The organism is Acidovorax sp. LjRoot66 (assembly GCF_964253305.1).
In the GTDB taxonomy this organism is placed as follows: domain Bacteria; phylum Pseudomonadota; class Gammaproteobacteria; order Burkholderiales; family Burkholderiaceae_C; genus Acidovorax.
The window spans coordinates 4314298-4339234 of sequence record NZ_CAXUQU020000001.1; the positions used below are offsets into that span (position 1 = coordinate 4314298).

General features: G+C 67.9%; 21 protein-coding genes and 1 rRNA gene. 7 read left to right on the plus strand and 15 right to left on the minus strand.

The window, feature by feature from the left end; translation table 11 throughout:
• The 4 genes from smc to ACSQ3Y_RS20300 all read right to left on the minus strand — a co-directional run bounded on the left by smc (position 1) and on the right by ACSQ3Y_RS20300 (position 9687).
• Positions 1-3525, minus strand: a complete 3525-nt coding sequence (gene smc, locus ACSQ3Y_RS20285; RefSeq protein WP_436178646.1) for a chromosome segregation protein SMC — start codon at positions 3523-3525, stop codon at positions 1-3.
• A 237-nt stretch (positions 3526-3762) separates the two neighbouring features.
• Positions 3763-4830 carry a GGDEF domain-containing protein gene (locus ACSQ3Y_RS20290; protein WP_057267874.1) on the minus strand — a complete coding sequence of 356 codons (1068 nt, stop codon included), beginning with the start codon at positions 4828-4830 and terminating at the stop codon, positions 3763-3765.
• A 46-nt stretch (positions 4831-4876) separates the two neighbouring features.
• A complete protein-coding gene (locus tag ACSQ3Y_RS20295; RefSeq protein WP_436178647.1) occupies positions 4877-8038 on the minus strand; it encodes a bifunctional diguanylate cyclase/phosphodiesterase in 3162 nt (1053 codons plus the stop codon).
• Positions 8039-8232: 194 nt separating this feature from the next.
• Positions 8233-9687 carry a short-chain fatty acyl-CoA regulator family protein gene (locus ACSQ3Y_RS20300; protein ID WP_436178648.1) on the minus strand — a complete coding sequence of 485 codons (1455 nt, stop codon included), beginning with the start codon at positions 9685-9687 and terminating at the stop codon, positions 8233-8235.
• A 118-nt stretch (positions 9688-9805) separates the two neighbouring features.
• Between ACSQ3Y_RS20300 and ACSQ3Y_RS20305 the strand changes: the two genes are divergently transcribed.
• The 5 genes from ACSQ3Y_RS20305 to ACSQ3Y_RS20325 are packed head-to-tail and all read left to right on the plus strand — an operon-like array spanning position 9806 to position 16134.
• Positions 9806-10183 carry an acyl-CoA thioesterase gene (locus ACSQ3Y_RS20305; protein WP_235516155.1) on the plus strand — a complete coding sequence of 126 codons (378 nt, stop codon included), beginning with the start codon at positions 9806-9808 and terminating at the stop codon, positions 10181-10183.
• 51 nt (positions 10184-10234) lie between these two features.
• The gene (gene prpC / locus ACSQ3Y_RS20310) at positions 10235-11389 is read left to right on the plus strand and encodes a bifunctional 2-methylcitrate synthase/citrate synthase (RefSeq protein WP_057203235.1); all 1155 of its coding nucleotides are present in this window, start codon (positions 10235-10237) and stop codon (positions 11387-11389) included.
• Between the two features lie 35 nt (positions 11390-11424).
• Positions 11425-14031, plus strand: a complete 2607-nt coding sequence (gene acnD / locus ACSQ3Y_RS20315) for a Fe/S-dependent 2-methylisocitrate dehydratase AcnD (protein ID WP_428000485.1) — start codon at positions 11425-11427, stop codon at positions 14029-14031.
• Position 14032: 1 nt separating this feature from the next.
• On the plus strand, positions 14033-15226 hold the full coding sequence (prpF, locus tag ACSQ3Y_RS20320; RefSeq protein ID WP_436178649.1) for a 2-methylaconitate cis-trans isomerase PrpF: 1194 nt from the start codon (positions 14033-14035) through the stop codon (positions 15224-15226).
• Between the two features lie 44 nt (positions 15227-15270).
• Positions 15271-16134, plus strand: coding sequence for an isocitrate lyase/PEP mutase family protein (locus ACSQ3Y_RS20325; protein ID WP_436178650.1), 864 nt, complete (start codon positions 15271-15273; stop codon positions 16132-16134).
• 22 nt (positions 16135-16156) lie between these two features.
• Here the strand turns inward: ACSQ3Y_RS20325 and ACSQ3Y_RS20330 are convergent, their stop codons facing one another.
• The 4 genes from ACSQ3Y_RS20330 to ACSQ3Y_RS20345 are packed head-to-tail and all read right to left on the minus strand — an operon-like array spanning position 16157 to position 18197.
• Positions 16157-16567, minus strand: coding sequence for a DUF7684 family protein (locus ACSQ3Y_RS20330; RefSeq protein WP_436178651.1), 411 nt, complete (start codon positions 16565-16567; stop codon positions 16157-16159).
• A 19-nt stretch (positions 16568-16586) separates the two neighbouring features.
• Positions 16587-16838 (minus strand): Imm32 family immunity protein, encoded by a 252-nt coding sequence (locus ACSQ3Y_RS20335; protein ID WP_436178652.1) that lies wholly within the window; start codon positions 16836-16838, stop codon positions 16587-16589.
• Positions 16839-16866: 28 nt separating this feature from the next.
• Positions 16867-17727 carry a HEAT repeat domain-containing protein gene (locus ACSQ3Y_RS20340; protein WP_436178653.1) on the minus strand — a complete coding sequence of 287 codons (861 nt, stop codon included), beginning with the start codon at positions 17725-17727 and terminating at the stop codon, positions 16867-16869.
• A gap of 50 nt (positions 17728-17777) precedes the next feature.
• Positions 17778-18197, minus strand: coding sequence for a MarR family winged helix-turn-helix transcriptional regulator (locus ACSQ3Y_RS20345; RefSeq protein WP_157412546.1), 420 nt, complete (start codon positions 18195-18197; stop codon positions 17778-17780).
• A 77-nt stretch (positions 18198-18274) separates the two neighbouring features.
• Here ACSQ3Y_RS20345 and ACSQ3Y_RS20350 point away from each other — a divergent pair, with 77 nt between their 5' ends.
• Positions 18275-19426, plus strand: a complete 1152-nt coding sequence (locus ACSQ3Y_RS20350; protein ID WP_057267833.1) for an FAD-dependent oxidoreductase — start codon at positions 18275-18277, stop codon at positions 19424-19426.
• Between the two features lie 11 nt (positions 19427-19437).
• Here ACSQ3Y_RS20350 and ACSQ3Y_RS20355 read toward each other — a convergent pair whose 3' ends face one another.
• Genes ACSQ3Y_RS20355 through ACSQ3Y_RS20365 form a run of 3 tightly spaced genes read right to left on the minus strand, consistent with a single transcriptional unit; the run spans position 19438 to position 20914 of the window.
• Complete coding sequence (locus ACSQ3Y_RS20355) at positions 19438-19848, minus strand: YybH family protein (protein ID WP_436178654.1); 411 nt, start codon at positions 19846-19848, stop codon at positions 19438-19440.
• A 38-nt stretch (positions 19849-19886) separates the two neighbouring features.
• Positions 19887-20387, minus strand: coding sequence for an N-acetyltransferase family protein (locus ACSQ3Y_RS20360; RefSeq protein WP_436178655.1), 501 nt, complete (start codon positions 20385-20387; stop codon positions 19887-19889).
• Between the two features lie 47 nt (positions 20388-20434).
• Complete coding sequence (locus tag ACSQ3Y_RS20365) at positions 20435-20914, minus strand: winged helix-turn-helix transcriptional regulator (protein WP_436178656.1); 480 nt, start codon at positions 20912-20914, stop codon at positions 20435-20437.
• A 90-nt stretch (positions 20915-21004) separates the two neighbouring features.
• On the opposite strand from ACSQ3Y_RS20365, the gene ACSQ3Y_RS20370 reads away from it, so the two are divergent.
• Positions 21005-21859 (plus strand): SDR family oxidoreductase, encoded by an 855-nt coding sequence (locus tag ACSQ3Y_RS20370; protein ID WP_436178657.1) that lies wholly within the window; start codon positions 21005-21007, stop codon positions 21857-21859.
• Between the two features lie 43 nt (positions 21860-21902).
• Here ACSQ3Y_RS20370 and ACSQ3Y_RS20375 read toward each other — a convergent pair whose 3' ends face one another.
• From ACSQ3Y_RS20375 to rrf, 4 genes are all read right to left on the minus strand, one after another.
• Positions 21903-23015: an ankyrin repeat domain-containing protein gene (locus ACSQ3Y_RS20375; RefSeq protein ID WP_436178658.1), complete on the minus strand. Its 1113-nt coding sequence runs from the start codon at positions 23013-23015 to the stop codon at positions 21903-21905.
• The gene (locus ACSQ3Y_RS20380; RefSeq protein ID WP_436178659.1) at positions 23012-23629 is read right to left on the minus strand and encodes a sigma-70 family RNA polymerase sigma factor; all 618 of its coding nucleotides are present in this window, start codon (positions 23627-23629) and stop codon (positions 23012-23014) included. The genes ACSQ3Y_RS20375 and ACSQ3Y_RS20380 overlap by 4 nt, the downstream gene beginning before the upstream one ends.
• A gap of 36 nt (positions 23630-23665) precedes the next feature.
• Positions 23666-24535, minus strand: coding sequence for a hypothetical protein (locus ACSQ3Y_RS20385; protein ID WP_057267840.1), 870 nt, complete (start codon positions 24533-24535; stop codon positions 23666-23668).
• 209 nt (positions 24536-24744) lie between these two features.
• Positions 24745-24857: ribosomal RNA gene (gene rrf, locus ACSQ3Y_RS20390) — 5S ribosomal RNA — on the minus strand.
• Positions 24858-24937: the final 80 nt, after the last annotated feature.

The window sequence follows — 24937 nt, forward strand, 5'->3', positions numbered from 1 at the left end:
TCATGCATCGGCCATCGAAAGGGCCGATTCCATGTCCACTGCCACGATGCGCGAGACGCCCTGCTCCTGCATGGTCACGCCGATCAGTTGTTCGGCCATTTCCATGGCGATCTTGTTGTGGCTGATGAACAGGAACTGCGTGCTCTTGCTCATGCTGGAGACCAGCTTGGCATAGCGCTCGGTGTTGGCGTCGTCCAGCGGCGCGTCCACCTCGTCCAGCAGACAGAACGGTGCGGGGTTGAGCTGGAAGATGGCGAACACCAGCGCAATCGCCGTGAGCGCCTTCTCGCCACCCGACAGCAGGTGGATGGTCTGGTTCTTCTTGCCCGGGGGCTGGGCCATCACCTGCACGCCGGAGTCGAGGATTTCGTCGCCGGTGATGATGAGCCGGGCCTGGCCACCCCCGAACAGCTCGGGGAACATGCGCCCGAAATGGCCGTTGACGGTGTCGAAGGTACCCGAGAGCAACTGGCGCGTTTCGCCGTCGATCTTGCGGATCGCGTCTTCGAGCGTGTTCATGGCCTCGGTCAGGTCGGCCGTCTGCGCATCCAGGAAGATCTTGCGCTCGCTGGCCAGCTTGAGCTCGTCCAGCGCCGCCAGATTCACCGCGCCCAGGGCCGCGATCTCGCGGTGCAGGCGGTCGATTTCGCCCTGCAGGCCAGAGACGCGCACGTTGCCGTCGGCGATCGACTGGGCCACGGCCTCCAGGTCGGCCTGGGCATCGGCGAGCAAGGTGGTGTACTGCTCCAGGCCCAGGCGCGCGGCCTGCTCCTTGAGCTGGTATTCGGTGATGCGCGCGCGCAGCGGATCGAGCGCGCGCTCGAGCTGCATGCGCCGCTCGTCGCTGGCGCGCAGCTTGGCGGTCAGGTCGTCGTACTCGCCACGCTGGGCAGACAGGGCCTTCTCGCGCTCCATCTTCACGTCCAGCGCGGCCTGCAGGCCGCCCTGGGCGGCCGCGTCGGACAGGCGGGCCAGTTCGTCGCGGGCGCGCTGCTGCTCGTCGGTGAGCGAGGCGGCCTGCTGGTTCGCCGTCTCGATGGAGCGGTTGAGTTCGCCGCGGCGCGCCTCCAGGCTGCGCTGCGAAAAGGTGGCCTCCTGCGCCTGGCGCTCCAGCGTGCGCTGCTGCTCGCGGCAGGCGGCCAGCTTGCGCTCGGCCTCGATCACGCGGTCGCCCAGTTGGGCCTCGCGCTCCTGGCTGTCGGCCAGCTGCATGTCCAGCTCTTCGAAGCGGGCCTCGGCGGCCACGCGGCGCTCCTGCAGGTCAGCCAATTGCGCCTCGATCTCGGCGATGTCGGCGCCGATCTGTGCGCTGCGCGCACGCGTCTGCTCGGCCAGCTGGGTCAGGCGCAGGGTCTCCACCTGCAGCTCATGGGCCCGGCCCTGGGCCTCGGTGGCCTCGCGGCGGGCACCCACCAGGCGCTGCGATGCGTCAGCATATGCGGCCTCGGCACGGACCAGGGCGGTGCGCGATTCCTCAGCGATCAGGGCCTGGGCGCGCAGCTCCTTCTCCAGGTGCTCGATCTCCTGCGCACGGGCCAGCATGCCCGACTGCTCGGAGTCCTGGGCATAGAAGCTCACGCTGTGCGCGCTGACGGCATGGCCCGAAGGCACAAAGACTACCTCGCCCGGTAGCAGCGTGCTGCGGCGGTTCAGCGCTTCATCGAGCGTGGGGGCGGTATAGCAGCCCTGCAGCCAGTCGACCAGCACGGCGCGCAGGCCGGCGTCGTTCAGGCGCAGCAGGTCGGACAGGCGCGCATGCGGCGAAGCGGCTTCGGGCGTGCCGGCGGAAGGCATGCTGTAGAACGCCAGGCGCGCCGGCGGCGCATCGGTGCCGCCCGAGCCCAGGAAGCCGCGCACCATGTCCAGGCGCCCGACTTCGAGTGCGGCCAGGCGCTCGCGCAGCGCGGCTTCAAGCGCGTTTTCCCAGCCCGGTTCGATGTGGATGCGGCTCCACAGGCCCTGCAGGCTATCGAGGCCGTGCTTGGCCAGCCAGGGGCGCAGCTTGCCATCGGTCTTGACCTTTTCCTGCAAGGCTTTGAGGGCCTCCATGCGGGCCGACAGGTCGGCCTGGCGCGCGCTTTCGCTGTTCACGGCCTGCTGGCGGGCGCGGCGGTCGTCGTCCAGCTGCGGCACGGCCTCCTGCAGCTCGGCCAGGCGGGCCTCGGTGGTCTCGGCCAGTTCCTGGGCCTCGTCCAGTTGTTCCTGCAGGTTGGCCAGGCGCGCCTCGTCGGGCGCGGCCAGGGCATTGCGGTCGGCGCGCAGGCGCTCGTAGCGGCCATCGAACTGGCGGCTTTGCTCGTCGATGCTGCGCTGCTCGGCGGCCAGCACGCCGATCTGCTGCTGCACCTGGACCACGCTGGCGCGCTGCTCGGAGGTGCGGCTTTGCGCCTGGCGCAGGGCGTCTTCGAGGTCGGGCAGCTGCATGGCCTGCTCTTCCACCTGGGCGGCCAGCAGCTCGGCGCGCTCCTCGGCGTCCACACCGGCACCGGCGAGGTTTTCGAGCTCGATGTCGGCCTCTTCCTTGCGCGCGGACCACTGGGCGATCTGCTCGGCCAGGGTTACCAGGCGCTGCTCCACGCGCAGGCGGCCTTCCACCACGTAGCGGATCTCGGCCTCCAGGCGACCGACTTCGGCCGTGGCCTCGTAGAGCTTGCCCTGGGCCTGGTTGACGTGGTCCCCCGCAGCATAGTGCGCCTGGCGGATGGTCTCGAGGTCGGACTCGACGGCGCGCAGGTCGGCCATGCGCGATTCGAGGTCGTTCACGGCCTGCAGGCCATCCAGGCGCACCTTGGCCTGGTCGGCCTCGGCATCGGCGCGCTTCAAGAACCACTGCTGGTGCTGCTTGAGCGTGGCGTCGGCGTTCAGCGCGTTGTATTTGGCGGCCACCTCGGCCTGCTTTTCGAGCTTTTCGAGGTTGGCGTTGAGCTCGCGCAGGATGTCTTCCACCCGCGTGAGGTTCTCCCGCGTGTCCGAGAGGCGGTTTTCCGTCTCGCGGCGGCGCTCTTTGTACTTGGAGACGCCGGCAGCCTCTTCGAGGAACAGGCGCAGCTCTTCGGGGCGCGACTCGATGATGCGGCTGATGGTGCCCTGGCCGATGATGGCGTAGGCGCGCGGCCCCAGGCCCGTGCCCAGAAACACGTCCTGCACGTCGCGCCGGCGCACGGGCTGGTTGTTGAGGTAGTAGCTGCTGGTGCCGTCGCGCGTGAGCACGCGGCGCACCGCCACCTCGCCGTACTGGCCCCACTGGCCACCGGCGCGGTGGTCGGAGTTGTCGAACACCAGCTCCACGCTGGCGCGGCTGGCCTGCTTGCGGGTGGTGGTGCCGCTGAAGATCACGTCCTGCATAGACTCGCCACGCAGCTCGCTGGCCTTGCTCTCGCCCAGCACCCAGCGCACCGCATCCATGATGTTGGACTTGCCGCAGCCGTTGGGGCCCACCACGCCCACGAGTTGCCCCGGCAGCATGAAGTTGGTGGGCTCAGCGAAGGACTTGAAGCCGGAAAGCTTGATGGAGGTGAGACGCACGTGTCAGGGGGCGGGCAAAAATGGGAGTGGCGCAAGGGGGCGCACAGGCGCCAGACGGAAAAATACCGGCAAATATAGAGCGGGATGATACCGCGCCGCCTGCCGGCTCCCGCGCCAGGGAGCCCCCTCGAAGACAATCCCCCTGCATCCATCTGCAATATTTAACAAATACCGACTCCATCGCTTGCCTGCCAAGCGCTGGCAGCTATCAATTTTGAACCGCTGCCCAGGCGGGTTTCACTGCACCACGCGCACCTGGTTGCGCCCCTGGGATTTGGCGTCGAACAGTGCCTGGTCGGCGCGCGCGATGGCCTGCGCCAGGTGCTGCATCGCAAGCACCTCACAGGCGCCGATGGAGACGCTTAGCGGCTCGGGCTCGGTGACCCCCTCCACCCCGCGGCGCAGCTTCTCGGCGACCTTGAGGGCGTCGGCCAGCGGGGTCTGGGGCAGGCAGACCAGAAATTCCTCACCGCCCCAGCGGATGATCTCGTCGCCCCGGCGCAGGGCGTCCCGCAGCACCCGGGCCACGGCCTGCAGCGCCGCGTCGCCCGCATCGTGGCCGAAACGGTCGTTGATGCTCTTGAAATGGTCCAGGTCCAGCATCAGGATGGACGAGGCCGGCTCGAACAGCGAGGTGCGGTACAGCCGCCGGTCGATCAGGTCCAGGGCGTGCCGGTTGAGCAGGCCGGTGAGCGCATCGTGGTAGGCCGCGCGTTCCAGCTCAACACGCTCGGCGGCCACCGTCATGAGCGAGCCGAACAGCTCGGCCAGCCCCGAGAAGAGCCCCACCCCCAGGTCGTCGAAGTAGCCATCGCGGTCTGCATACAGCACGAACATGCCGCTGTAGCCATTGAAGGTGGAGCGGATCGGCAATGCCAACACGTGGCGGATGCCATGCTCGCGCGCGGCCTCGCGCCACGGGCCGTACAGCGAATACTGCGACACCGTGAAGGCCTGCGCAGGCTTGCCGTCCAGGGTGGAGAAGGCCGGGCCGATCTGCGTGAGCAGGTTGCGCTCGATGTGCAGTGCCTCGGCATATGCGACCGCCGGGCCGGCGAACACCTGGGGGCGGATGGATTGCGTGTCCGAAGGGCCGAACCAGGTCCAGGCCAGGCGGATATGGGGCGTGACCTCGACGATCGCCTGGCAGATGCCGCGGATGATCTCCAGCTCGCCCCGCCCGAGGATCAGCTTGGCAGAACTCTTGAGCAGCATTTCGGCAATGGCCGACTTCTCGCGCTGGGCATCGAACGCCTCGGGAGGTGGCTGGGCCTGGCGCTGCGATCGCCTCGTATTGAAAAGCATGGCGCGGGTCAGATGGTGCAAAGGGCTTGTGCAGCCGGTGGCAAGCTCATGCCAGGGGCAGGCCCGGGGCGTTATGCCGGCGCACCAATTCCTCGAACTCGGCCACCTGCAAAGGAGGGCTGAGCAGATAACCCTGCCAGGCATGGCAGTTGTTGCGCGCCAGGAACTCGCGCTGGGCCTCGGTCTCCACGCCTTCGGCGATCACGCGCAGGCCCAGGCTGGTGCCCAGCGCCACCACGGTGCGGGCGATGGCCGCGTCGTTGGGGTCGGTGAGCACGTCGCGCACGAAGCTCTGGTCGATCTTGAGCTGGTCCAGCGGCAGCCGCTTGAGGTAGGACAGCGACGAGTACCCGGTGCCGAAGTCGTCCAGCGAAAAACCGACCCCATAGGCCTTGAGCTGGCCCATCTTGGCGATGGTGTCTTCCACGTCCGAGAGCAGCAGGCCCTCGGTCATTTCCAGCTTGAGGCGGTTGCCGTCGGCGCCAGCACCCGCCAGCGCGGCCAGCACCTGGGCCACGAAGCCGCTCTGGTGGAACTGCCGCGGGCTCACGTTCACGGCCAGGCCCAGACCCGCCAGGGCGGGTTCATGTGCCCAGCGGGCCAGCCGCTGGCAGGCCACCTGCAGCACCCATTCGCCCAGCGGCAGGATCAGGCCGTTCTCCTCGGCCAGCGGAATGAACTGTGCCGGCGAGACGAAGCCGTCGCGCGGGTGGCGCCAGCGCAGCAGCGCCTCGGCACCGGTGATGCGGCCCTGGTCGATCTGCGCCTGGTAGTACAGCTCGAACTGGCCCTGGGCCATGCCCACGCGCATGTCCAGCTCCATGGCCGCGCGGGCGCTCACGGCAGCCTGCATCTGGGGGTCGTAAAAGCGCAGCGTGTCGCGGCCTGCCGACTTGGCCTGGTACATGGCCAGGTCGGCGCGGCGCAGCAGCTCGTCCACCGTCTCGCGCACGCCGCTGAACAGGGTCACGCCCATGCTCAGCGAGCTGTGGTGCGCCTCGGCGCCAATGGCGTAAGGTTCACGCAGCACGGCCAGAATGCGCTGGCCGGCCTCCTCGCAGCGTGCGGCGGCCTCCTCGGGCGTGGCGCCCAGGTCTTCGAGCAACACCACGAATTCGTCGCCGCCCTGGCGCGCCACGGTGTCGTCTTCGTGCACGCAGGCGCGCAGACGGTTGGCCACCTGCAGCAGCAAGGTGTCGCCCTTGTCGTGGCCCTGGGTCTCGTTCAGGGTCTTGAAGTTGTCGAGGTCGAGCAGCAGCAGCGCGCCGTGGCTCTGGTGGCGCGCGCTGGTGGCCAATGCCTGCTGCAGCCGGTCGATGAGCAGGCGGCGGTTGGGCAACTGCGTCAGCGGGTCATAGTAGGCCAGATTCTTGATTTCATGCTCGGCCGCCTTGCGCTGGCTCAGGTCCTGCAGGGTGACGAGGTGGTCGTCCCCGATGCGCACGCCGGCCACCTCCACCGGGCGCACCACGCCGTCGCGGCACAGAAAGTGGTATTCGGCGGCGGCGATGATGCCGTCGCTGTCGTCCGCGCGCTGGCGCTCCTCGCGCCAGGCATTGCGCATCACCTCGCGCTCCTCGGGGTCGGGGTAGGTCTTTTGCCACCACACGTCCACATTGGGCACGTCCTGGGCGGTATAGCCGCAGATCTGCAGGAAGCGCTCGTTGCGAAACGAGATGGTGCCGTCCTTTTGCACCAGGCACAGCCCCATGGGCAGGCGCTGCAGAATGCCGCGCAGGTGCGCCTCGTTGCCGCGCAGCGTGTGCTCCATGCGCTTGCGCTCGCTGATGTCCTGCACCACGGCCATGTGGAAGTCGGGTGCAGTGCCCGGCGTCCACATGGGCGAAACCGTCAGGTCCACCCAGATCTCGGAGCCGTTCTTGTGGAAGTACCGCTTTTCCATGCGGAACTCGTGGATCTCGCCGGACTTGAGGCGCTCCATCTGGGCCAGATCGAGCGCCAGGTCCCCGGGCTGGCTGATGGCCCGGAAATCGAGCGCACGCATCTCCGGCACCGAGTAGCCCAGGATGTCGCAGTATTTCTGGTTGATGCGCACGAAGCGCCCGCTTTGGGTATCGATCTGCGCCACACCCACGGCGGCCTGGTTGAACAGGGCGCGAAAGCGGTCTTCACTTTCGCGCCGGGCCTCGTCAGACACCTGCGCACGCGCCAGGGCCTGCGTGCGCTGGCGCGCCAGCAGCGTGACCAGTGCCGCCAGCAGCAACGACACCAGGGCCCCCGAAGCCCCTGCCGCCCAGGGCAGGCTGCGCTCGGAGAGCGACAGCAGTGACTGCGTGGGCATGAAGCGCAGGCGCCAGCGCCGGTCGTGCACCAGGATGTCGCGCTCATAGGGCACCGAGCCCGGCAAGGCCTCTGCGGTGGGCGGCAGCAGCACGCGCACCGTGGTGTCGGTGGCGCCGGGGCGGGAGGGCCCCTGGTCGGTGATGGAGACCGCTATGCCATTGAGCAGGCCCTCGCCGCGCATGAAGCGCACCAGGTCATAGACCCGGATGGTGGCGGCCACGGCCCCGATGAACACCTGCGGCTTGAGATCGGTCACACCCGAACGGTCGAACACTGGCACGCGGATCACGAAGGCCGTGCGGTGTGTCTGCTCCTGCACCAGGTCGAACGGGGCCGAGGCCACAGTGTGGCCGCTGTCACGGCTGTACTGCATGGCCGCCAGGTTGGTGGGCTGGGCACTGATGTCGAGGCCCAGCACGGCCTCGTTGCCCTTCATGGGCCACAGGTACTCGGCTACGAAGTACTCGGGGCGCTCGCCGGGCGGACGGATCGAAAACTCGGGATAGCCGGCGGGGTTGATCGAGGTGTCGCCCCGCACACGGGCTTCGTAGTCGGCTTTCTCGGCCAGCGCCACCCGGCGTGTGAACGACAGGTTGCGCACGCCGGGGTAGCGCTCGGAGATGTCGAGCTCGCTGGCCACCTGTTCGAACTCGGCCCGCGTGAGCTTTGGATTGGCAGAAAACAGTCCGCGCAGGCCATGCACGATTTCGGTGTGCGTAGCGATGCGCTGGACCAGCGCGTCGGTGAACAGCCGTGTCTCCTGCGTGAGGCGCGCCTTGGCCACGGCATCGGTGGCATCGGCCTGCTGCCGCGCCAGGCCGAAGCTCAGCAGCAAGCCAGCCGCAGCCACGCCCAGGCCAGGCAACCAATGCCGGTAGAAGCCGTTGAGGGGTAGCAAAGCCATTCAGAGCAGGGAGTCAGCGAAAGCCAGACAGGGTTGCACACGGCGTACCAGGGCACTGCCGCAACAGCCCCTGAGGATAGCGGGATTCGGCCCCTCATCCGGCATGCAAGGGTCCACATCTTGTAACAACGCCGCTGTTTTTGCCGTACCGTTTATGCAACACCAAGGGCGGGTTTTTTTGTCGCCCCCGAGGATCACCCACCGATCACCGGGTAGGGCGCAAAACGGCTTCGATTCTCATTCACATCCAGCGCCCGGCCGATGGGCGGAAACGCGCGCTGCGGGCAGGCCTCGCGCTCGCAGACCTTGCAGCCCATGCCGATGGGCACGGCCGCCTCGGGGTCGGCCAGGTTCAGGCCGCGCGAGTACACGAGCTGCGCGGCATGGCGCACGTCGCAGCCCAGAGCCACCGAGAACTCCTTGCCCGGCGCGCCCCAGCCCCCTGCCCCGCCACCGCCGCGCGTGACGGTGCGCGCCACCCACAGGTAGGCCCGGCCGTCGGGCATGCGTGCCAGTTGCGGCACGATGCGCCCGGGCTGGGCAAAGGCCTCGTACACGTTCCACAGCGGGCAGGTGCCGCCGATCTTGCTGAAGTGAAAATGCGTGGCCGACTGGCGCTTGGAAATGTTGCCCGCCCGGTCCACGCGGACGAAGAAGAAGGGCACGCCGCGCGCGCTGGGCCGCTGCAGGGTGGACAGGCGGTGGCACACCGTCTCGAAGCCCACGCCGAACAGGTGGCCCAGCCGGTCGATGTCGTAGCGCACCGCCTCGGCTGCGCGCAGGAAGGCGGTGTAGGGCAGCAGCAAGGCGCCCGCGAAGTAGTTGGCCAGGCCGATGCGTGCCAGTGCCCGCGCCTGGTCGCCCGACAGGCCAGCCCCGTCGGCCAGGCGACGCAGTTCGGGGCCCATCTCCAGGAAGGCCAGTTGCGTTGCCATCTGGAAGGCGCGCTGCCCGGCTTCGAGCACCCGGGCCAGTTGCAGCACCCCGCTGCCGGGGTCATAGTGGCGCTGCGCCCCGCCCGGCAGCTCTGCCGCCATGGCCACATGCACGCCATGGGCAGCCTGCAGGCGGCGCGCCAGCCCCTCGTCGGCCCGGCCGGGCTGCAGCGCCCAGTCGGCCGCCAGCCGCTCGGCCGCGTCGTCGAGCTCGGCGATGTGGTTGTGGCGGGCAAAGAAGAAGTCGCGCACCTCCTCGTAGGCCATGGGCTGATGGCTGGCGCTTGCCAGCGCTCCACTGCGCCCGTCGCCCCACTGGGCGCCCAGGGCATCGAGCCGCTCCAGCGCCTGGCGGTGGCGCTGGTGCAGGGCCAGCAGGGTGCGCGCCACGGCAGGCATGCCCGAGGCCAGTTCGCGGATCTCGGCCAGGGACACGGCCTGGCCTTCCATGCCCGGCTCGGAGGGCGTGTCCGCCAGCACCTCGCGCAAGCCGGTGATCAGGCGCGCCTCGTCGTCGTCGGAAAAGCGCTGCACGTCCACGCCGAACACGGCATTGATCTTGAGCAGCACCGGCACGGTGAGCGGCCGCTGGTTCTGCTCGAGCTGGTTGAGGTAGCTGGCCGACAGGTCGAGCGCGCGCGCCAATGCGATCTGAGTCATGCCGCGCTCTTCGCGCAGGCGGCGCAGACGCACGCCCATGAAGGTCTTCTTCATCGCGCGACCATCTCTGAGCCACTCATTCGCAAGATTCGCAATTCATCCATTTTTTCTTCGCAATCATTCGCCAATTCAGCCCTGTACGTGGGATATGGGCTTGCGTACATTGCGAATCATGCAACAAACCAGCGCCCTGCACCAGCCCATGCATTTCACGGAAATGGTGTTTCCCGGCCGCACCAACCACTACGGCACGCTGTTCGGCGGCCAGGCCCTGCTGCTGATGGGCCAGGCGGCCTTCGTCACGGCCAGCCGCCATGCGCGCTGCGCCGTGGTGATGGCGCGCTGCAGCGACGTGCAGTTCATGGCGCCCGTGCCCCAGGGCCAGGCGCTGCGGCTGACCGCAGAAGTCGTGCGCACCGGCAACAGCTCCATGACCGTGGAGGTCAGCGGCAGCGCCGAGAACCTGCACACCGGCCACCAGCAGCCCGCGCTGCGCGGCGCCTTCGAGATGGTGGCAGTGGACTGCGATGGCAGGCCTCGGCGCATCTGACCCATTGCCATCTTTCCCTACCGATCTATCCAACAACAGGAGACTGCCAGCATGAGCGACACCCTCGCCACCGGCTTCAAGCCCAAAAAATCCGTCGCCCTCTCGGGCGTGACCGCTGGCAACACGGCGTTGTGCACCGTGGGCCGCACGGGCAACGACCTGCACTACCGCGGCTACGACATCCTGGACATCGCCGATGTCTGCGAGTTCGAGGAAATCGCCCACCTGCTCGTGCACGGCAAGCTGCCCACCACGGCAGAGCTGCGCGCCTACAAGGGGCGCCTGAAGGCCCTGCGCGGCCTGCCGGCCAACGTGAAGGAGGCGCTGGAGCAGCTGCCCGCCAGCAGCCACCCCATGGACGTGATGCGCACGGGCGTATCGGCCCTGGGCTGCGTGCTGCCCGAGAAGGACGGGCACCACACGCCCGGCGCACGCGACATCGCCGACCGGCTGATGGCATCGCTCGGCTCCATGCTGCTGTACTGGTACCACTGGTCCACCCAGGGCAAGCGCATCGGGGTGGAGACGGACGACGACTCCATCGGCGCGCATTTCCTGCACCTGCTGCATGGCAAGAAACCATCGGCCGCGTGGGAGCGCGCCATGCACACCTCGCTGAACCTGTATGCGGAGCATGAGTTCAACGCCTCCACCTTCACCGCGCGCGTGGTGGCCGGCACAGGCAGCGACATGTACTCGTGCATCACCGGCGCCATCGGCGCGCTGCGCGGGCCCAAGCATGGCGGCGCCAACGAGGTGGCCTTCGAGATCCAGAAGCGCTACGACAACGCCGACGAAGCCGAGGCCGACATCCGCCGCCGCGTGGAGGCCAAGGAGGTGGTGATCGGATTTGGCCACCCGGTCTACACCGTGAGCGACCCGCGCAACGAGGTCATCAAGCGCGTGGCGCGCCAGCTGTCGCAGGACGCGGGCAGCACCAAGATGTTCGACATCGCGGAGCGGCTTGAGTCGGTGATGTGGGAGGCCAAGCAGATGTTCCCCAACCTCGACTGGTTCAGCGCCGTGAGCTACCACATGATGGGCGTGCCCACGGCCATGTTCACACCGCTGTTCGTCATTGCGCGCACCAGCGGCTGGGCGGCGCACATCATCGAGCAGCGCATCGACAACAAGATCATCCGCCCGAGCGCCCACTACACCGGGCCCGAAGACCTGGCCTTCGTGCCCATCAACGAGCGCAAGTAGATTCCACAGGAAGCGAACCGCCCTACCCCACGTCCATGAACACCAATTACCGCAAGAACCTGCCCGGCACTGCGCTGGACTATTTCGACGCCCGCGAAGCGGTCGACGCCCTGGAGCCCGGCGCCTGGGCGCACCTGCCCTACACCTCGCGCGTGCATGCCGAGAACCTGGTGCGCCGCTCTGACCCTGCCACCCTGGAAGCATCGCTGCGCCAGCTGATCGAGCGCCGGCGCGACCTGGACTTTCCGTGGTTTCCGGCGCGCGTGGTGTGCCACGACATCCTGGGCCAGACGGCGCTGGTGGACCTGGCCGGCCTGCGCGATGCGATTGCCGACAGAGGTGGCGACCCGGCCCAAGTGAACCCGGTGGTGCCCACCCAGCTCATCGTGGACCATTCGCTGGCCGTGGAGTTTGGCGGCGACGACCCCGAGGCCTTTGCCAAGAACCGCGCCATCGAGGACCGGCGCAACGAGGACCGCTTCCACTTCATCGAGTGGACGAAGAAGGCGTTCAAGAACGTCGAGGTGATCCCGCCGGGCAACGGCATCATGCACCAGATCAACCTTGAGCGGATGTCGCCGGTGGTACATGCCCAGGGTGGCGTGGCCTACCCCGACACGCTGGTGGGCACCGACAGCCACACCCCACACGTGGATGCACTTGGCGTCATCGCCATCGGCGTGGGCGGGCTCGAGGCCGAGAGCGTGATGCTGGGCCGTGCCTCCTGGATGCGCCTGCCCGACATCATCGGTGTGGAACTGACCGGCCGGCCGCAGCCCGGCATCACCGCCACCGACACCGTGCTGGCCCTCACCGAGTTCCTGCGCCAGCAGAAGGTGGTGGGCGCCTACCTGGAGTTCTTCGGCGCCGGCGCCTCGGCGCTGACCCTGGGCGACCGGGCCACCATCTCCAACATGACGCCCGAGTTCGGCGCCACGGCGGCGATGTTCTACATCGACGAGCAGACCATCGCCTACCTGCGCCTCACGGGCCGTGAAGCGGAGCAGGTGCGGCTGGTAGAGACCTATGCCAAGGCAACCGGCCTGTGGGCCGATGCCCTGGCCACGGCCGAGTACGAGCGCGTGCTGTCGTTCGACCTGTCCCGCGTGGTGCGCAGCATGGCCGGGCCCTCCAACCCGCACAAGCGCCTGCCCACAAGCGACCTGGCGGCACGCGGCATTGCCGCGCCGTGGACCGAGCCGCCCGGCCAGATGCCCGACGGCGCGGTCATCATCGCTGCCATCACCAGCTGCACCAACACCAGCAACCCGCGCAACGTGATCGCCGCCGGCTTGCTGGCGCGCAATGCCAATGCCCGGGGCCTGGTGCGCAAGCCCTGGGTCAAGTCGTCCCTGGCGCCCGGCTCCAAGGCCGTGCAGCTGTACCTGGAGGACGCCGGGCTGCTGGCCGAGCTGGAGCAACTCGGCTTCGGCATCGTGGCCTTTGCCTGCACCACCTGCAACGGCATGTCGGGCGCGCTGGCCCCGGCGATCCAGCAGGAGATCATCGAGCGCGACCTGTACGCCACGGCCGTGCTCTCGGGCAACCGCAATTTCGACGGGCGCATCCACCCCTATGCAAAACAGGCTTTCCTCGCATCGCCGCCGCTGGTGGTGGCCTATGCGATCGCGGGCACGGTGCGCTTCGACATCGAAAAGGACGTGCTCGGCACGGACGCCGAGGGCCGCCCCGTGACGCTCAAGGACATCTGGCCCAGCGATGCGGAGATCGACGCCATCGTGGCACAGAGCGTCAAGCCCGAGCATTTCCGCCGCGTGTACGAGCCCATGTTCCGGCTGCAGGCGGCCAGCGGCGAAGCGGCCGTGAGCCCGCTGTACGACTGGCGCCCACAGAGCACCTACATCCGCCGCCCTCCCTACTGGGAAGGCGCGCTGGCGGGTGCGCGCACTTTGCAGGGCATGCGCCCGCTGGCTGTGCTGCCCGACAACATCACGACTGACCACCTCTCGCCCTCCAACGCCATCCTGATGGACAGCGCGGCGGGCGAGTACCTGCACAAAATGGGCCTGCCCGAGGAGGACTTCAACTCCTATGCCACGCACCGCGGCGACCACCTCACGGCCCAGCGCGCGACCTTTGCCAACCCGCAGCTGGTCAACGAGATGGCCGTGGTGGATGGCCGGGTGAAGAAGGGATCCTTCACCCGCATCGAGCCCGAGGGCCAGGTGGTGCGCATGTGGGAGGGCATCGAGGCCTACATGCAGCGCGGCCAGCCGCTGATCATCATCGCTGGCGCCGACTATGGCCAGGGCTCGTCGCGCGACTGGGCGGCCAAGGGCGTGCGCCTGGCGGGGGTGGAGGCAATCGCGGCCGAAGGCTTCGAGCGCATCCACCGCACCAACCTGATCGGCATGGGCGTGCTGCCGCTGGAGTTCAAGCCCGGCACCAACCGCCTGACCCTCGGCCTCGATGGCACGGAGACGTACGATGTGGTGGGCGAACGCCGCCCGCGCGCCAACCTCGTGCTGGTGGTGCGGCGCAAGGGCGGCGAGCGCATCGATGTGCCGATGACCTGCCGCCTGGACACCGCCGAGGAAGCCTCGATCTACGAGGCCGGCGGCGTGCTGCAGCGGTTTGCACAAGACTTTCTTGCTTCCACCTCCCAGCCACCGGTTGCCTGACATGCCCCACCCACCCCAGATCAAGATCCCCGCCACCTATATGCGCGGCGGCACCAGCAAGGGCGTGTTCTTTCGCCTGCAAGACCTGCCTGCCGCAGCCCAGGCACCGGGCACCGCACGCGACGCCCTGCTGCTGCGCGTGGCCGGCAGCCCCGACCCCTATGGCAAGCAGACCGACGGCATGGGCGGCGCCACGTCGAGCACCAGCAAGGTGGTGATCCTCGCACCCACAACCCGGCCCGGCCACGACGTGGACTACCTCTTCGGCCAGGTGGCCATCGACTCGGCCTTTGTCGACTGGAGCGGCAACTGCGGCAACCTGTCGGCCGCCGTGGGGCCGTTCGCCATCGCCAACGGGCTGGTGGATGCCGCCCGTGTGCCGCACAACGGCATCGCCACGGTGCGCATCTGGCAGGCCAACATCGGCAAGAGCATCGTCGCCCACGTGCCCATCAGCAGCGGGGCGGTGCAGGAAACCGGCGATTTCGAACTCGATGGCGTGGCCTTTCCCGCGGCCGAGGTGCAGCTCGCATTCATGGACCCGGCGGCCAACGAGGACGGTGCGGGCGGCGCCATGTTCCCCACCGGCAATGTGGTGGACGAGCTCGCTGTGCCGGGCGTGGGCACGCTGCGTGCCACCCTGATCAATGCAGGTATCCCCACCATCTTCGTCAATGCCGCGGACCTCGGCTACACCGGCACCGAGCTGCAAGATGCGATCAACGGCGACCCCGCCGCGCTCGCGCGCTTCGAGGCCATCCGCGCCCATGGCGCCGTGCGCATGGGGCTTATCGCTCAGATAGAGGATGCCGCCCGGCTCCAGCACACGCCCAAGGTGGCCTTCGTCGCGCCGCCCGCCAGCTACACCGCATCGAGCGGCAAGGCCGTGGCCGCCGCCGATGTGGACCTGCTGGTGCGCGCCCTGTCCATGGGCAAACTGCACCACGCCATGATGGGCACGGCTGCCGTGGCCATCGCTACCGCCGCCGCCATCCCGGGCACGTTGGTGAATCGGGCCGCCGGTGGCGGGCCGCGCAGCGCCGTGCGCTTTGGCCACCCCTCGGGCACGCTGCGCGTGGGCGCCGAAGCCACCCGGCAATCCAACGGCGAATGGACGGTGACCAAGGCCCAAATGGGCCGCAGCGCCCGCGTGCTCATGAGCGGCTGGGTGCATGTGCCTGGCGACGCCTTCTGACGCCCTTCGCAGAACAATCCCGACTCCCATCCCCTCACCCATCCATGTCCACCCGCAAGACCCTCAAAGCCGTAGCCGAATCGCGCCGCGGCGTCCTCGTTCCCGACGCCTTCAACGCCCTGTCGGCCCGCGTGGTGGCCGACCTGGGCTTCGAGGCCCTCTACGTCACCGGCGCCGGGGTGACCAATATGTGGTTCGGCCTGCCGGACCAGGCCTTCATGGGCCTGACCGACATCGCAGACCACACGGCACGCATCCGCGATGCGGTGGAGCTGCCGCTGATCGTGGACGCCGACACCGGCTTCGGCAACGCGCTCAACACCTACCACGCGGTGCGCACCCTGGAGCGCGCAGGCGCCGACTGCATCCAGCTCGAAGACCAGGTCAGCCCCAAGCGCTGCGGGCATTTCAACGGCAAGGAGGTGATCAGTACCGACGAGATGCTGGGCAAGATCAAGGCGGCCGTGGATGCCCGCCGCGACCCCGACACCCTCATCCTGGCCCGCACCGACGCCTGCGCCACCCAGGGCTTCGAAGCCGCCGTGGAACGTGCCCAGCGCTTCGGCGAGGCAGGCGCCGATATTCTGTTCGTGGAGGCCGTGACCACGGCCGAGGAGATCCGCGCCCTGCCCCGGCGCCTGGCCAGCAAGCCCCAGCTCATGAACATGGTGATCGGCGGCAAGACGCCCATCTTCAGCGCCGAGGAACTGGCCGACCTGGGCTATGGCATCGTGCTGTATGCCAATGCCGCGCTGCAGGGCGCGGTGGCCGGCATGCAAAAGGCGCTGACGGTGCTGCGCGACACGAAGCGCATCGACGAGGACCCGGCCCTGGTGGCGCCGTTTGCGGAGCGGCAGCGGCTGGTGAAGAAGAGCGAGTGGGATGCGCTGGAGCAGAAGTACCGTTGATCGGGGAGACCGCAGACAGGCCTCAGGCCTGCAGGTAAGCGTCCATGATCCGTTGCGCTGCGGGCTGCCTTGCAATGTGCAGGAGCACCGTTTGCGCCAACGGCACGGAATCAAAAAGCACCAACTGCTTGCAGTAGGCAAAAACCTCGTCGAGCGTTTGATTTTCGTGCCAGGACGTCATGACGAATCGGTCTTCCGGAATATCCCCAAACTTGAATTCTCCCAGCAAGGTCCAGTCCACCACGTCATCCCACAGGTCGCAACGCTCGCCCCAGGCCAGCATGCAAAGGCAACCTGAACGCACGAGCCAGGAGCTTGCAAGCGCCCGCCATGCGGGAGCCACATCCACCTCGGCAATCACCACCACCCGGCTTGGTAAGAAGTTGGAGACCAGCGGCAGTTGACCACCCGGTAAAAGGTGCAGGTAGTGCACTGGCGCGAGAGTCTTGGGCTCAACACCCATCATTTTCCGAGACCCATCGAAACACCGTCAAATGCGGCGAGGTTCTGAATTCGGGCATGGCATCTCCCAGGTGCAAATGGTCATAGGCCGCGCCCATTCGGTCCATTTCATCTGCAGCCGACAGGAAGAATGCGGCGATATCGCGCAACTCCTGCGGGCTGGCCTCCAATGTCACCTCTGCCAATTCAGCGGACGCACCGATATCCTGCGGGCCTTCCTTTGAGTATCCGTGAAGCTTCATGGAAGCATGCTAAATCATTGCCCTTGCATCAACCCAATGAATCCGGCGCCAAGGCCGGCGAGCAGGCCTCCACGGCGGACTGCAGACATCCGAACCAATAGCCCTCCCGCTCGCTGCCCTGCAAACCATCCGCAAGGGCCTGGAGTGCGGGCAGCAGCAAGGGGCTTGCCAATTGCTCTGCCGCATCCAGCTGATAAACCCGGCATTCGGGCCCCAGTTGTGCCAAGAGGTGGTCGATCACCCTCAGGTCTTGCCGTGCCGCCAGGCCCACCAGGGCCTCACCCCGGACGTCCTCATCTTCATCACCCAGATTGCGCCACAGGACCTCGCGCAGGCCCGGCGTGTCGGCGTTCTGCAAGGTGCCAAGGCCGAAGGTGGCCCAATCGCGCACGTCCGAGTCCACGTCGGTTGCCAGCTGGATCAACGCGCCGATTGCGGCCGGATCCTGGTAGCAACCCAGCGATACGGCGACATTCCAACGCATTGCACTGTCGGCATGCCTCGCCAACGCCACCAGGGTCTCCAGAGCATCTGGATGTGGTCGATGCCCGAGACCCGACACTGCGGCACAGACTACGCCGGAGTGCGAATCCATCAGGCCTGCCAGCAGCAGCGCCTGCCTGGCATCCAGGGCGTATTCCATCGCTCCGCCCATGCCTGAACGCCTGCGCCGCTGCAACTGTGACGCGACATGCAAGCCCAGGGCCCTGCGCCTCCAACTGCGGCTCGCACAAAGTGAGCGCACCAGGTCCAGAAGCAGCAGAGAAGCGCGCAACTGCATTTCGACGATGGCACTCCAGCCCCGGTCGGTGTCCCAGGCACGCAGCGCCCTGCGCACCAGTTGCTGCGGGGTCCGCTGCCGGTTCAGGTTCCGGGATGGCCTTTTCATGAACACGATGTTAGCCCCACCGGCTGCCCCATCGCCCCGCTCGCGCGCGGCTACGCTTCCATGCGCTCCAGATTGCCGCAGATGCGCACCAGCATCGCGCCCAACTGCTCCACCTCCTGCGGCGTAAAGCCGGCCAGCGCCTCGTCCACCTGCGCATCGAGCAGGGCCTTGCCCTGGGGTAGCTTGCGCCGGGCCGCGGGCGTCAGCGATACCAGCCGGCTGCGGCCGTCGGCCGGATCGGGCGTGCGCTGGACCAGGCCGTCGCGCTCCATGCGCGCCAGCAACTGGGCCATGCTGGGCTGCTCGACCTGGGCGATCTGCGCCAGCTCGGCCTGCGAGCGCGTTGCGCCGTCCTTGAGCGAGACAAGCACGGGCAACTGGCCCATGGCCAGGCCCAGGTCGCGCAGCCGGGCGTCACCCAGGCGCGTGAAGCCGCGCGCCACGTGGCCGATCATCTTCAGGGGATTCATCGTGACGGAGCTTGCTTGACTTTGCATAGGTACCTATCTTAATATAAATAGGATCCTATTTAATTTGATTGGCGCACATGACCTATCCCCGCATTGCCATCATCGGCGCCGGCCCCGCAGGGCTCACGCTGGCCCGCACACTGCACCTGGCCGGCATGGCCAGCACCGTGTTCGAACGCGAAGCCAGGCCGCTGGTGCGGCCCCAGGGCGGCACGCTGGACCTGCACGAAGGCTCAGGCCTGCTGGCGCTGGAGCGCGCCCGGCTGCTGGAGCCCTTCCAGCGCATTGCGCGCTACGACGACCAGGGCTCACGCCTGCTGGACCGGGCAGGCCAGGTGCTGTTCGAATCGGCAGATGCCAGCAGCGGCAACCGGCCCGAGGTGGACCGCACCGCCTTGCGCAGCATGCTGCTCGATGCCCTGCCGGCCGGCTGCGTGCGCTGGTGCAGTGAACTGGTGCAGGTGGCAGATGCAGGCCAGGGCACCTGGAAGCTGGTGCTGGCCGATGGGGACGATGGCGAGGCCGGGCCATTCGACCTGGTGGTCGGTGCAGACGGCGCATGGTCGCGCGTGCGGCCCCTGCTGTCGGCCTACCAGCCGCAGTACAGTGGGCTCACGTTCATCGAGTTCGGCATTGACGACATCGATGCCCGGCACCCGGCCCTCTCGCGCCTGGTGGGCCGCGGCAAGCTGCAGGTGTGCGGTGGCGGCAAGGAGATCATCGCCCAGCGCAACGGCAACGCCCATGTGCGTGGCTATGCCATCTTCAGGGTGCCGACCGACTGGGCGCACAAACGCTTCGACTTCGCATTGCCCGCAGCCGTGCGCGAGGGGTTGCTGGCCGAGTTTGCGGACCACGCCGAGGGCATCACCGACCTGTTTCGCGCCAGCACCGACCATTTCGTCGCCCGCCACATCCACGCCCTGCCCGTCGGCCACCGCTGGCAGCACCGCCAGGGCCTGACCCTGCTGGGCGACGCCGCCCACCTGATGTCGCCCTTTGGCGGCGAGGGGGTGAATGCGGCCATGCTGGACGCCAGCGACCTGGCCATGCGCCTGATCGAGCAGGTGGGCTGGGCCCGGGCGGTGAAGGACTACGAGCAGCACATGTTCGAGCGCGTGGTGCAGGCAGCCGCCGGCTCCGCCGAGGCCGCTGCCACCGAGTTGTCGCACGACAGCCTGGCCCTGACCCTTGGCCACATGCGGATGCACGAGGCGCAGGCCGCCTGAGACAGGCAGGATCAGGTGGGGGGCGGCGCCTGCACCGCCAGCATGTTCGCATCCCGCGCCAGCAGCCAGCGGCCCCGTTCCTTGCGGAACACGGTGAGCACCGGGCCCGAGCGCACGGTGGGCGGCGCAGCACCGCCGGGTGGGGTGACGGTCACGCTCAGTTGCGACCTGGCAAACGCCCACTCGCCGGCCACCTGCACCTCCTGGATGTCGCTGGTGCCGTCCACCTGGGGGCCGGCACCGCCGGCCCGCAGCCGGGCGGCGGCCTCGAAATCGGCCCTGGACATGGCTGGCCTGCCGGGCATGAGAAAGACCACGTCGTCGGTCATCAGGCCCATCACGGCCTCCACGTCACCGGCACGGGTCGCCACCATCCAGGTTTCGATCAGTGCCCGGATCTGTGCTTCATCGTCAGAGTGCATGGCTGCTCCCGCAAAGGTGTCTGTCGGGCCAACGTCCGCTACGCGCCCTCGCGCAGCAGCGCCATGGCATGGCTGTCATGGTAGTCACCATCCACGCGCACCGAACGGCGGCGAATGCCCTCCAGCTCAAAGCCCAAACGCTCGTACAGGGCCCTGGCATTGGTGTTGTCGGCACGCACGCTCAGCTCGATGCGCGTCAAGCCCCGGGCCCAGGCGCCGTCGATGGCGGCGCGCATCAACCGGGCCCCGATGCCCTGGTGCCGTGCAGAGGGGATGAGCCCTATGCCCAGGGTGCCGACATGCGCCCGCGTCTGCCCCGTGCCGGGCAGGACGTCGCACCAGCCCACGACCTGGCCGTCGGCCACGGCCACCACCTGGCACTGGTCGTTGGCGATGATGTGCTCATAAAAGGCGCGCGAGGACTTCCAGGGCGGCGCCTCGGTAAAGGCCAGAAAGCGCTTCTCGCGCGCGACCGAGTCGAGGGCGCGCCACAGGCCCTCGAAATGCGCTGGTGCCACCGGTTCGATGGACAGGTTCATCCCGCAGATCTCCAGTCAGCGGGGCCCATGCCCCGAGCCACCGCAGTCTACAGGCCTGCGGAGAACACCCATCCCGCACCCGGATCGACAGGCTGCACGGCAGCGCCAGCGCCTGCCGCATCCGCCCGGTGCTTGTCCATGATGCGGTGCAGGTTGCCCTCGATCCAGTCCACCAGCCCTTCGACCTGGCGTGCGACTTCAATACCCATGGGCGTCAGGCTGTACTCGACGTGCGGCGGCACCACTGGATGCGAAACGCGCAGCACAAAGCCATCGTGCTCCAGCCACTGCAGGGTCTGGGCGAGCATCTTCTCGCTCACGCCGCCTACCTTGCGGCGCAGATCGCTGAAGCGGTGTGTGCCCGCGAGCAGGGCCACCAGCACGAGCACGCCCCAGCGGCTGGTCACATGCTGAAGCACCGCGCGCGATGGGCAATCGGGCGCGAACAGCTGGCCGCGCTGCAGCCGCTCGGCAATTCCGTCAGGGGATACCGCGTTGGTGGGGGGTGGTGAAGGGTTTGCAGACATAGGGGTACTTACCTTTATGTGCGTACTTACAAAAAGTTAGCTTGGCCGCTATTCTGCCTTCTCTTTCTTTTTCAACCAGGGTTTTTCACCATGATCGCCATCACCGGAGCCACCGGCCAGCTCGGCCGCCTCGTCATCCAGTCCCTGCTCAAGAGCATCCCTGCCGCCCAGATCGTCGCGGCCGTGCGCAGCCCCGAAAAAGCCCAGGACCTCGCTGCCCTGGGCGTGCAGGTGCGCAAGGCCGACTACGGGCAGCCCGACACGCTCGATACTGCCTTCCAGGGCGTGGACAAGCTGCTGCTGATCTCATCGAGCGAAGTGGGCCAGCGCACGGCGCAGCACAAGGCGGTGATCGACGCGGCAAAGCGTGCCCAAGTGCAACTGCTGGCCTATACCAGCGTGCTGCGTGCCAACAGCTCCCTGCTAGGCCTGGCTGCGGAGCATGTGGAGACCGAAGCCTTGCTGCGCGCCTCGGGCCTGCCGGTGGTGCTGCTGCGCAATGGCTGGTACACCGAGAACTACACGGCCAGCGTGCCGGCCGCCCTTGCCCATGGCGCCGTGCTGGGCAGCGCGGGCAACGGCCGCATCGCCTCGGCGGCCCGCGCGGACTATGCCGAAGCCGCAGCCGTGGTGCTGGCCACCGACGGCCAGGCCGGCCGCGTGTACGAGCTGGCAGGCGACAGTGCCTACACCCTGGCGGACCTGGCTGCAGAGATCGCGCGTCAGTCGAGCAAGAACGTGGTCTACAAAGACCTGCCCGAGGCCGACTACCAGGCCGCCCTGGTGCAGGTGGGCCTGCCGGCAGGCTTTGCCGCGCTGTTGGCCGACTCGGACGCTGCAGCGGCCAAGGGTGCGCTATTCGACGATGGCCACCAGCTGAGCCAGCTGATCGGCAGGGCCACGGCGCCGCTGGCGACCACGGTGGCAGCGGCCTTGAAGGGCTGATGGCAAGGGGTGAGGCGCCCGCAGGCGCCCCACGCCCACTGCCTCATGGGGTGGCTTCGATGAGCTCGGCGATGCGCGTGTAACCCAGTCGCCTGGCGTGCTGCGCGGCGCCCAGGCCTTCGCGGTCCACCAGGGCCGGGTTGGCGCCCAGGGCCAGGAGTTTCTGGACCGTGGTGGTTTGGCCGCCCATGGCCGCCAGCATAAGTGCGGTTTTGCCAGCGTTGTCGCGGGCGTCGATGGGCGCCCCCTGGCGGATGAGGCTTTCCACCTGCAGCGCGTGGCCCGTGCGGGCCGCCTCCCGCAAGTCATCGGGCAACGAGGCACTGCCCCCGCTGTCGGCACGGGGCGCGGCCGCAGCCAGGCTGTTGCCCGCCGCGCTGCTGTCCTGCCGCCTGGGGACCGCTGTCGGGGCAGGCAGTGCCTGAACCGGTGCGGCGGAGCGGGAAGTTTCGGCTGCTGCGGCAGCCGGGGCATCCTGCACGGCCAAACGCTCGCGCATTTCACCGCGTGGAGTGGAGGGGGTGGAAGGCGCCACTGGAGGCGCAGATCCAGACACCGACGAGCGATCGGCCGTGAGAGGCGGCGATGCGGGGAAGCCCGACACCGCGCCGGCCGCGCCCGCAGCCGTTGGGGATTCGGCCTCCCGCATGGCCGGTGCGGGTACCGTCTTGGCCAGTGGCGCTGCCTGGCCCAGCGCCGGTGCAGCAGGTTTTTGCGCCGCAGACCCGGCCGATGGACTGGCCTCATCACGGGCACGGCTTTGTGGTACTGGAGGTGCGGCAGGCGCTGCCAAAGGCGCTTCTGCTGCCGGCGCAGGCGCAGGGGGTGCGGCAGCAGACGGCTGCGCGCGCGCAGGCGCCTCGGCACGGCGCTGGCCGTAGGCGATTTCCTGTTCTTCGGGCGTCCCGCGCTGGAACTGCAGCAGCAGCAAGCCGGTCAGGCCCACCACCGCCACGGTGGCCAGGGCCGTGATCTTCCAGTGCGATTGGTTGGCGGCAACCGGGCTGGGGGCGGCGGGCGCGGTGGGCAACGGGGCTGCCGCCAGCATCTGAGCATGCGCACGCACGGCAGCACGGACATGGGCACCGGGGCGGGCATCTTCCTGTTCGCTGGCTTCGCGGTACCGCTGGGTCAGCTCGTCGTCCCGCGCGCTCATGGTGCAAACTCCTGTAGCTGTTGGCGAAGGCTGGCCCGTGCATAGCGCAGGCGGCTCTTGGCGGTTTCAAAACTGACGCCAGTGGCCTGCGCAATCTCCTGCACACCGAGGTCACCTTCGGCCTGCAGAAGAAAGGCCTGCCGCTGCTCGAACGGCAGCTGCTCCACCGCAGCGATCAGCGCCGCCGCCTGCTCGCGCGACTGCAACTGCCGAACCGGGCCGAACCCGGAGTCTGCCGCCAGGGTGTTCACCAGGCTGCGCTCGTCATCGTCGCTCGCGTCCAGGCTGGCGTGGTGCTTGGCGGTGCGCAGGTGGTCCACCAGCCGGTTGTGTGCCAGGGTGAACAGCCAGGTCCTGAATTTCGCCTTGACCTCATAACTGCCGGCATTGCGCGCCACGGCAAACCAGACGTCCTGCAGCAGGTCGTCGGCCACCGCCTGGACCTTCACGCTGCGAAACACAAACCGCCATACCGCCAGCTCGTGCCGGCTGTAGAGCGTGTCGAACGCGCCCAGCTCACCCCCGGCATAGCGCAGCATCAGCGCCTCGTCGGTGTCGTTGGTGTCGTCGGGTGATGGGAGGGCCGGCACCTGTGCATTATGCGGGGCCCTCATCCACCGGCGAAGTCTGCCACGCTCCGCTAGGCCGCATCACTTCGGGTCCGGCACATAGGACACGTTGTCCGACTGCGGAAACGCGCGGGGTACCGGTGGCCGCACCGGCTGCTCGCGGATCACGCCGCTGGCGACCAGGTTCTCGCGGCTGTCGTAGCGGATGCTGATGACTTCATTGGGCTGCTCCTGCAGCCGCGTGAAGGTGGTCTGCGTGACGACGGAGGTCTCGCGCTGGCCATGTGCCGTGCCCAGTTTGGGCGATGGTGCAGGCGCCGCCTTCGCCAGGCTGCCCGCCGACTGCGAGCGCGCGGAGGACTCGGCTTCCGAGGCGGGGGTGGGAGCTGCGGCGGCGGGCGACGCTGGCTCCTCGCGCAGGCGCCCGAGCCTGTTGTCGCTGCTGCTGTCGCGGCGCTGGCCCAAGGGCTCCTGTACCACGGGTGGCGCGGGCAAGGGCGGCTGCTCGCGAAACAGCGCCACGCCGATCACGCCCACGTTGGCCGGCCGGCCGGTGCGGCCGGCATAGGAGTTGCCTGCGCTGGAGAACTCAAAGGCGGCGATCTCGCTGCTGCTCTTGCGCCAGCCGGTGATCTGGTAGCGCTCGTAGGGAGAGAACACATAACCGCGCTGGTCCCAGGCGGCGGTCTCGCCACTGAGCACATTCACGCCGTCCACCGAGGGCACAGCCAGCACCCGCTCGCCCAGGCGGTTGTGTACCGTGACGGCATAGCGCGCGCCAGGGCGGCCGGCCACCCAGTATTCGCCTTTGGCGTAATGCACCGGCAACGTGGCGCCGGTTTCGCGATCGACGATGGTGATATCGGCCAGGCGGCCAATGGCCTGGGCCGGCAGGCTGGCCAGCGCCAGCATTGCAGCCAGAGCGGGAAGGATGAATGAACCGGATTTCATGGCAGCTCCATCAAAGTGTTGGTGCTGAGTGAAACGAACGGCGGGGATGAACGGGGTTAAGCGCCACCCAAAAAAATGAAAAATAGTAGGGCCAGGGCTTCCGGGCGAGGCGGACCTCAGGAATCGGCCGGAACGTCGGACGCATTTCGCCCGCCCAAACGCAAAACCCCCCAGTCCTTTGGAGACTGAGGGGATTTGGGGCTATAAGAGCCTGACGATGACCTACTTTCACACGGGAACCCGCACTATCATCGGCGCAAAGTCGTTTCACTGTCCTGTTCGGGATGGGAAGGAGTGGTACCAACTTGCTATGGTCATCAGGCATAACTTGGAGTCGACTTGCTCTTGGAGCAAGACAACGAATTCATAGAGTGGAATCAGATTTTATGTGTTTTGACTGCG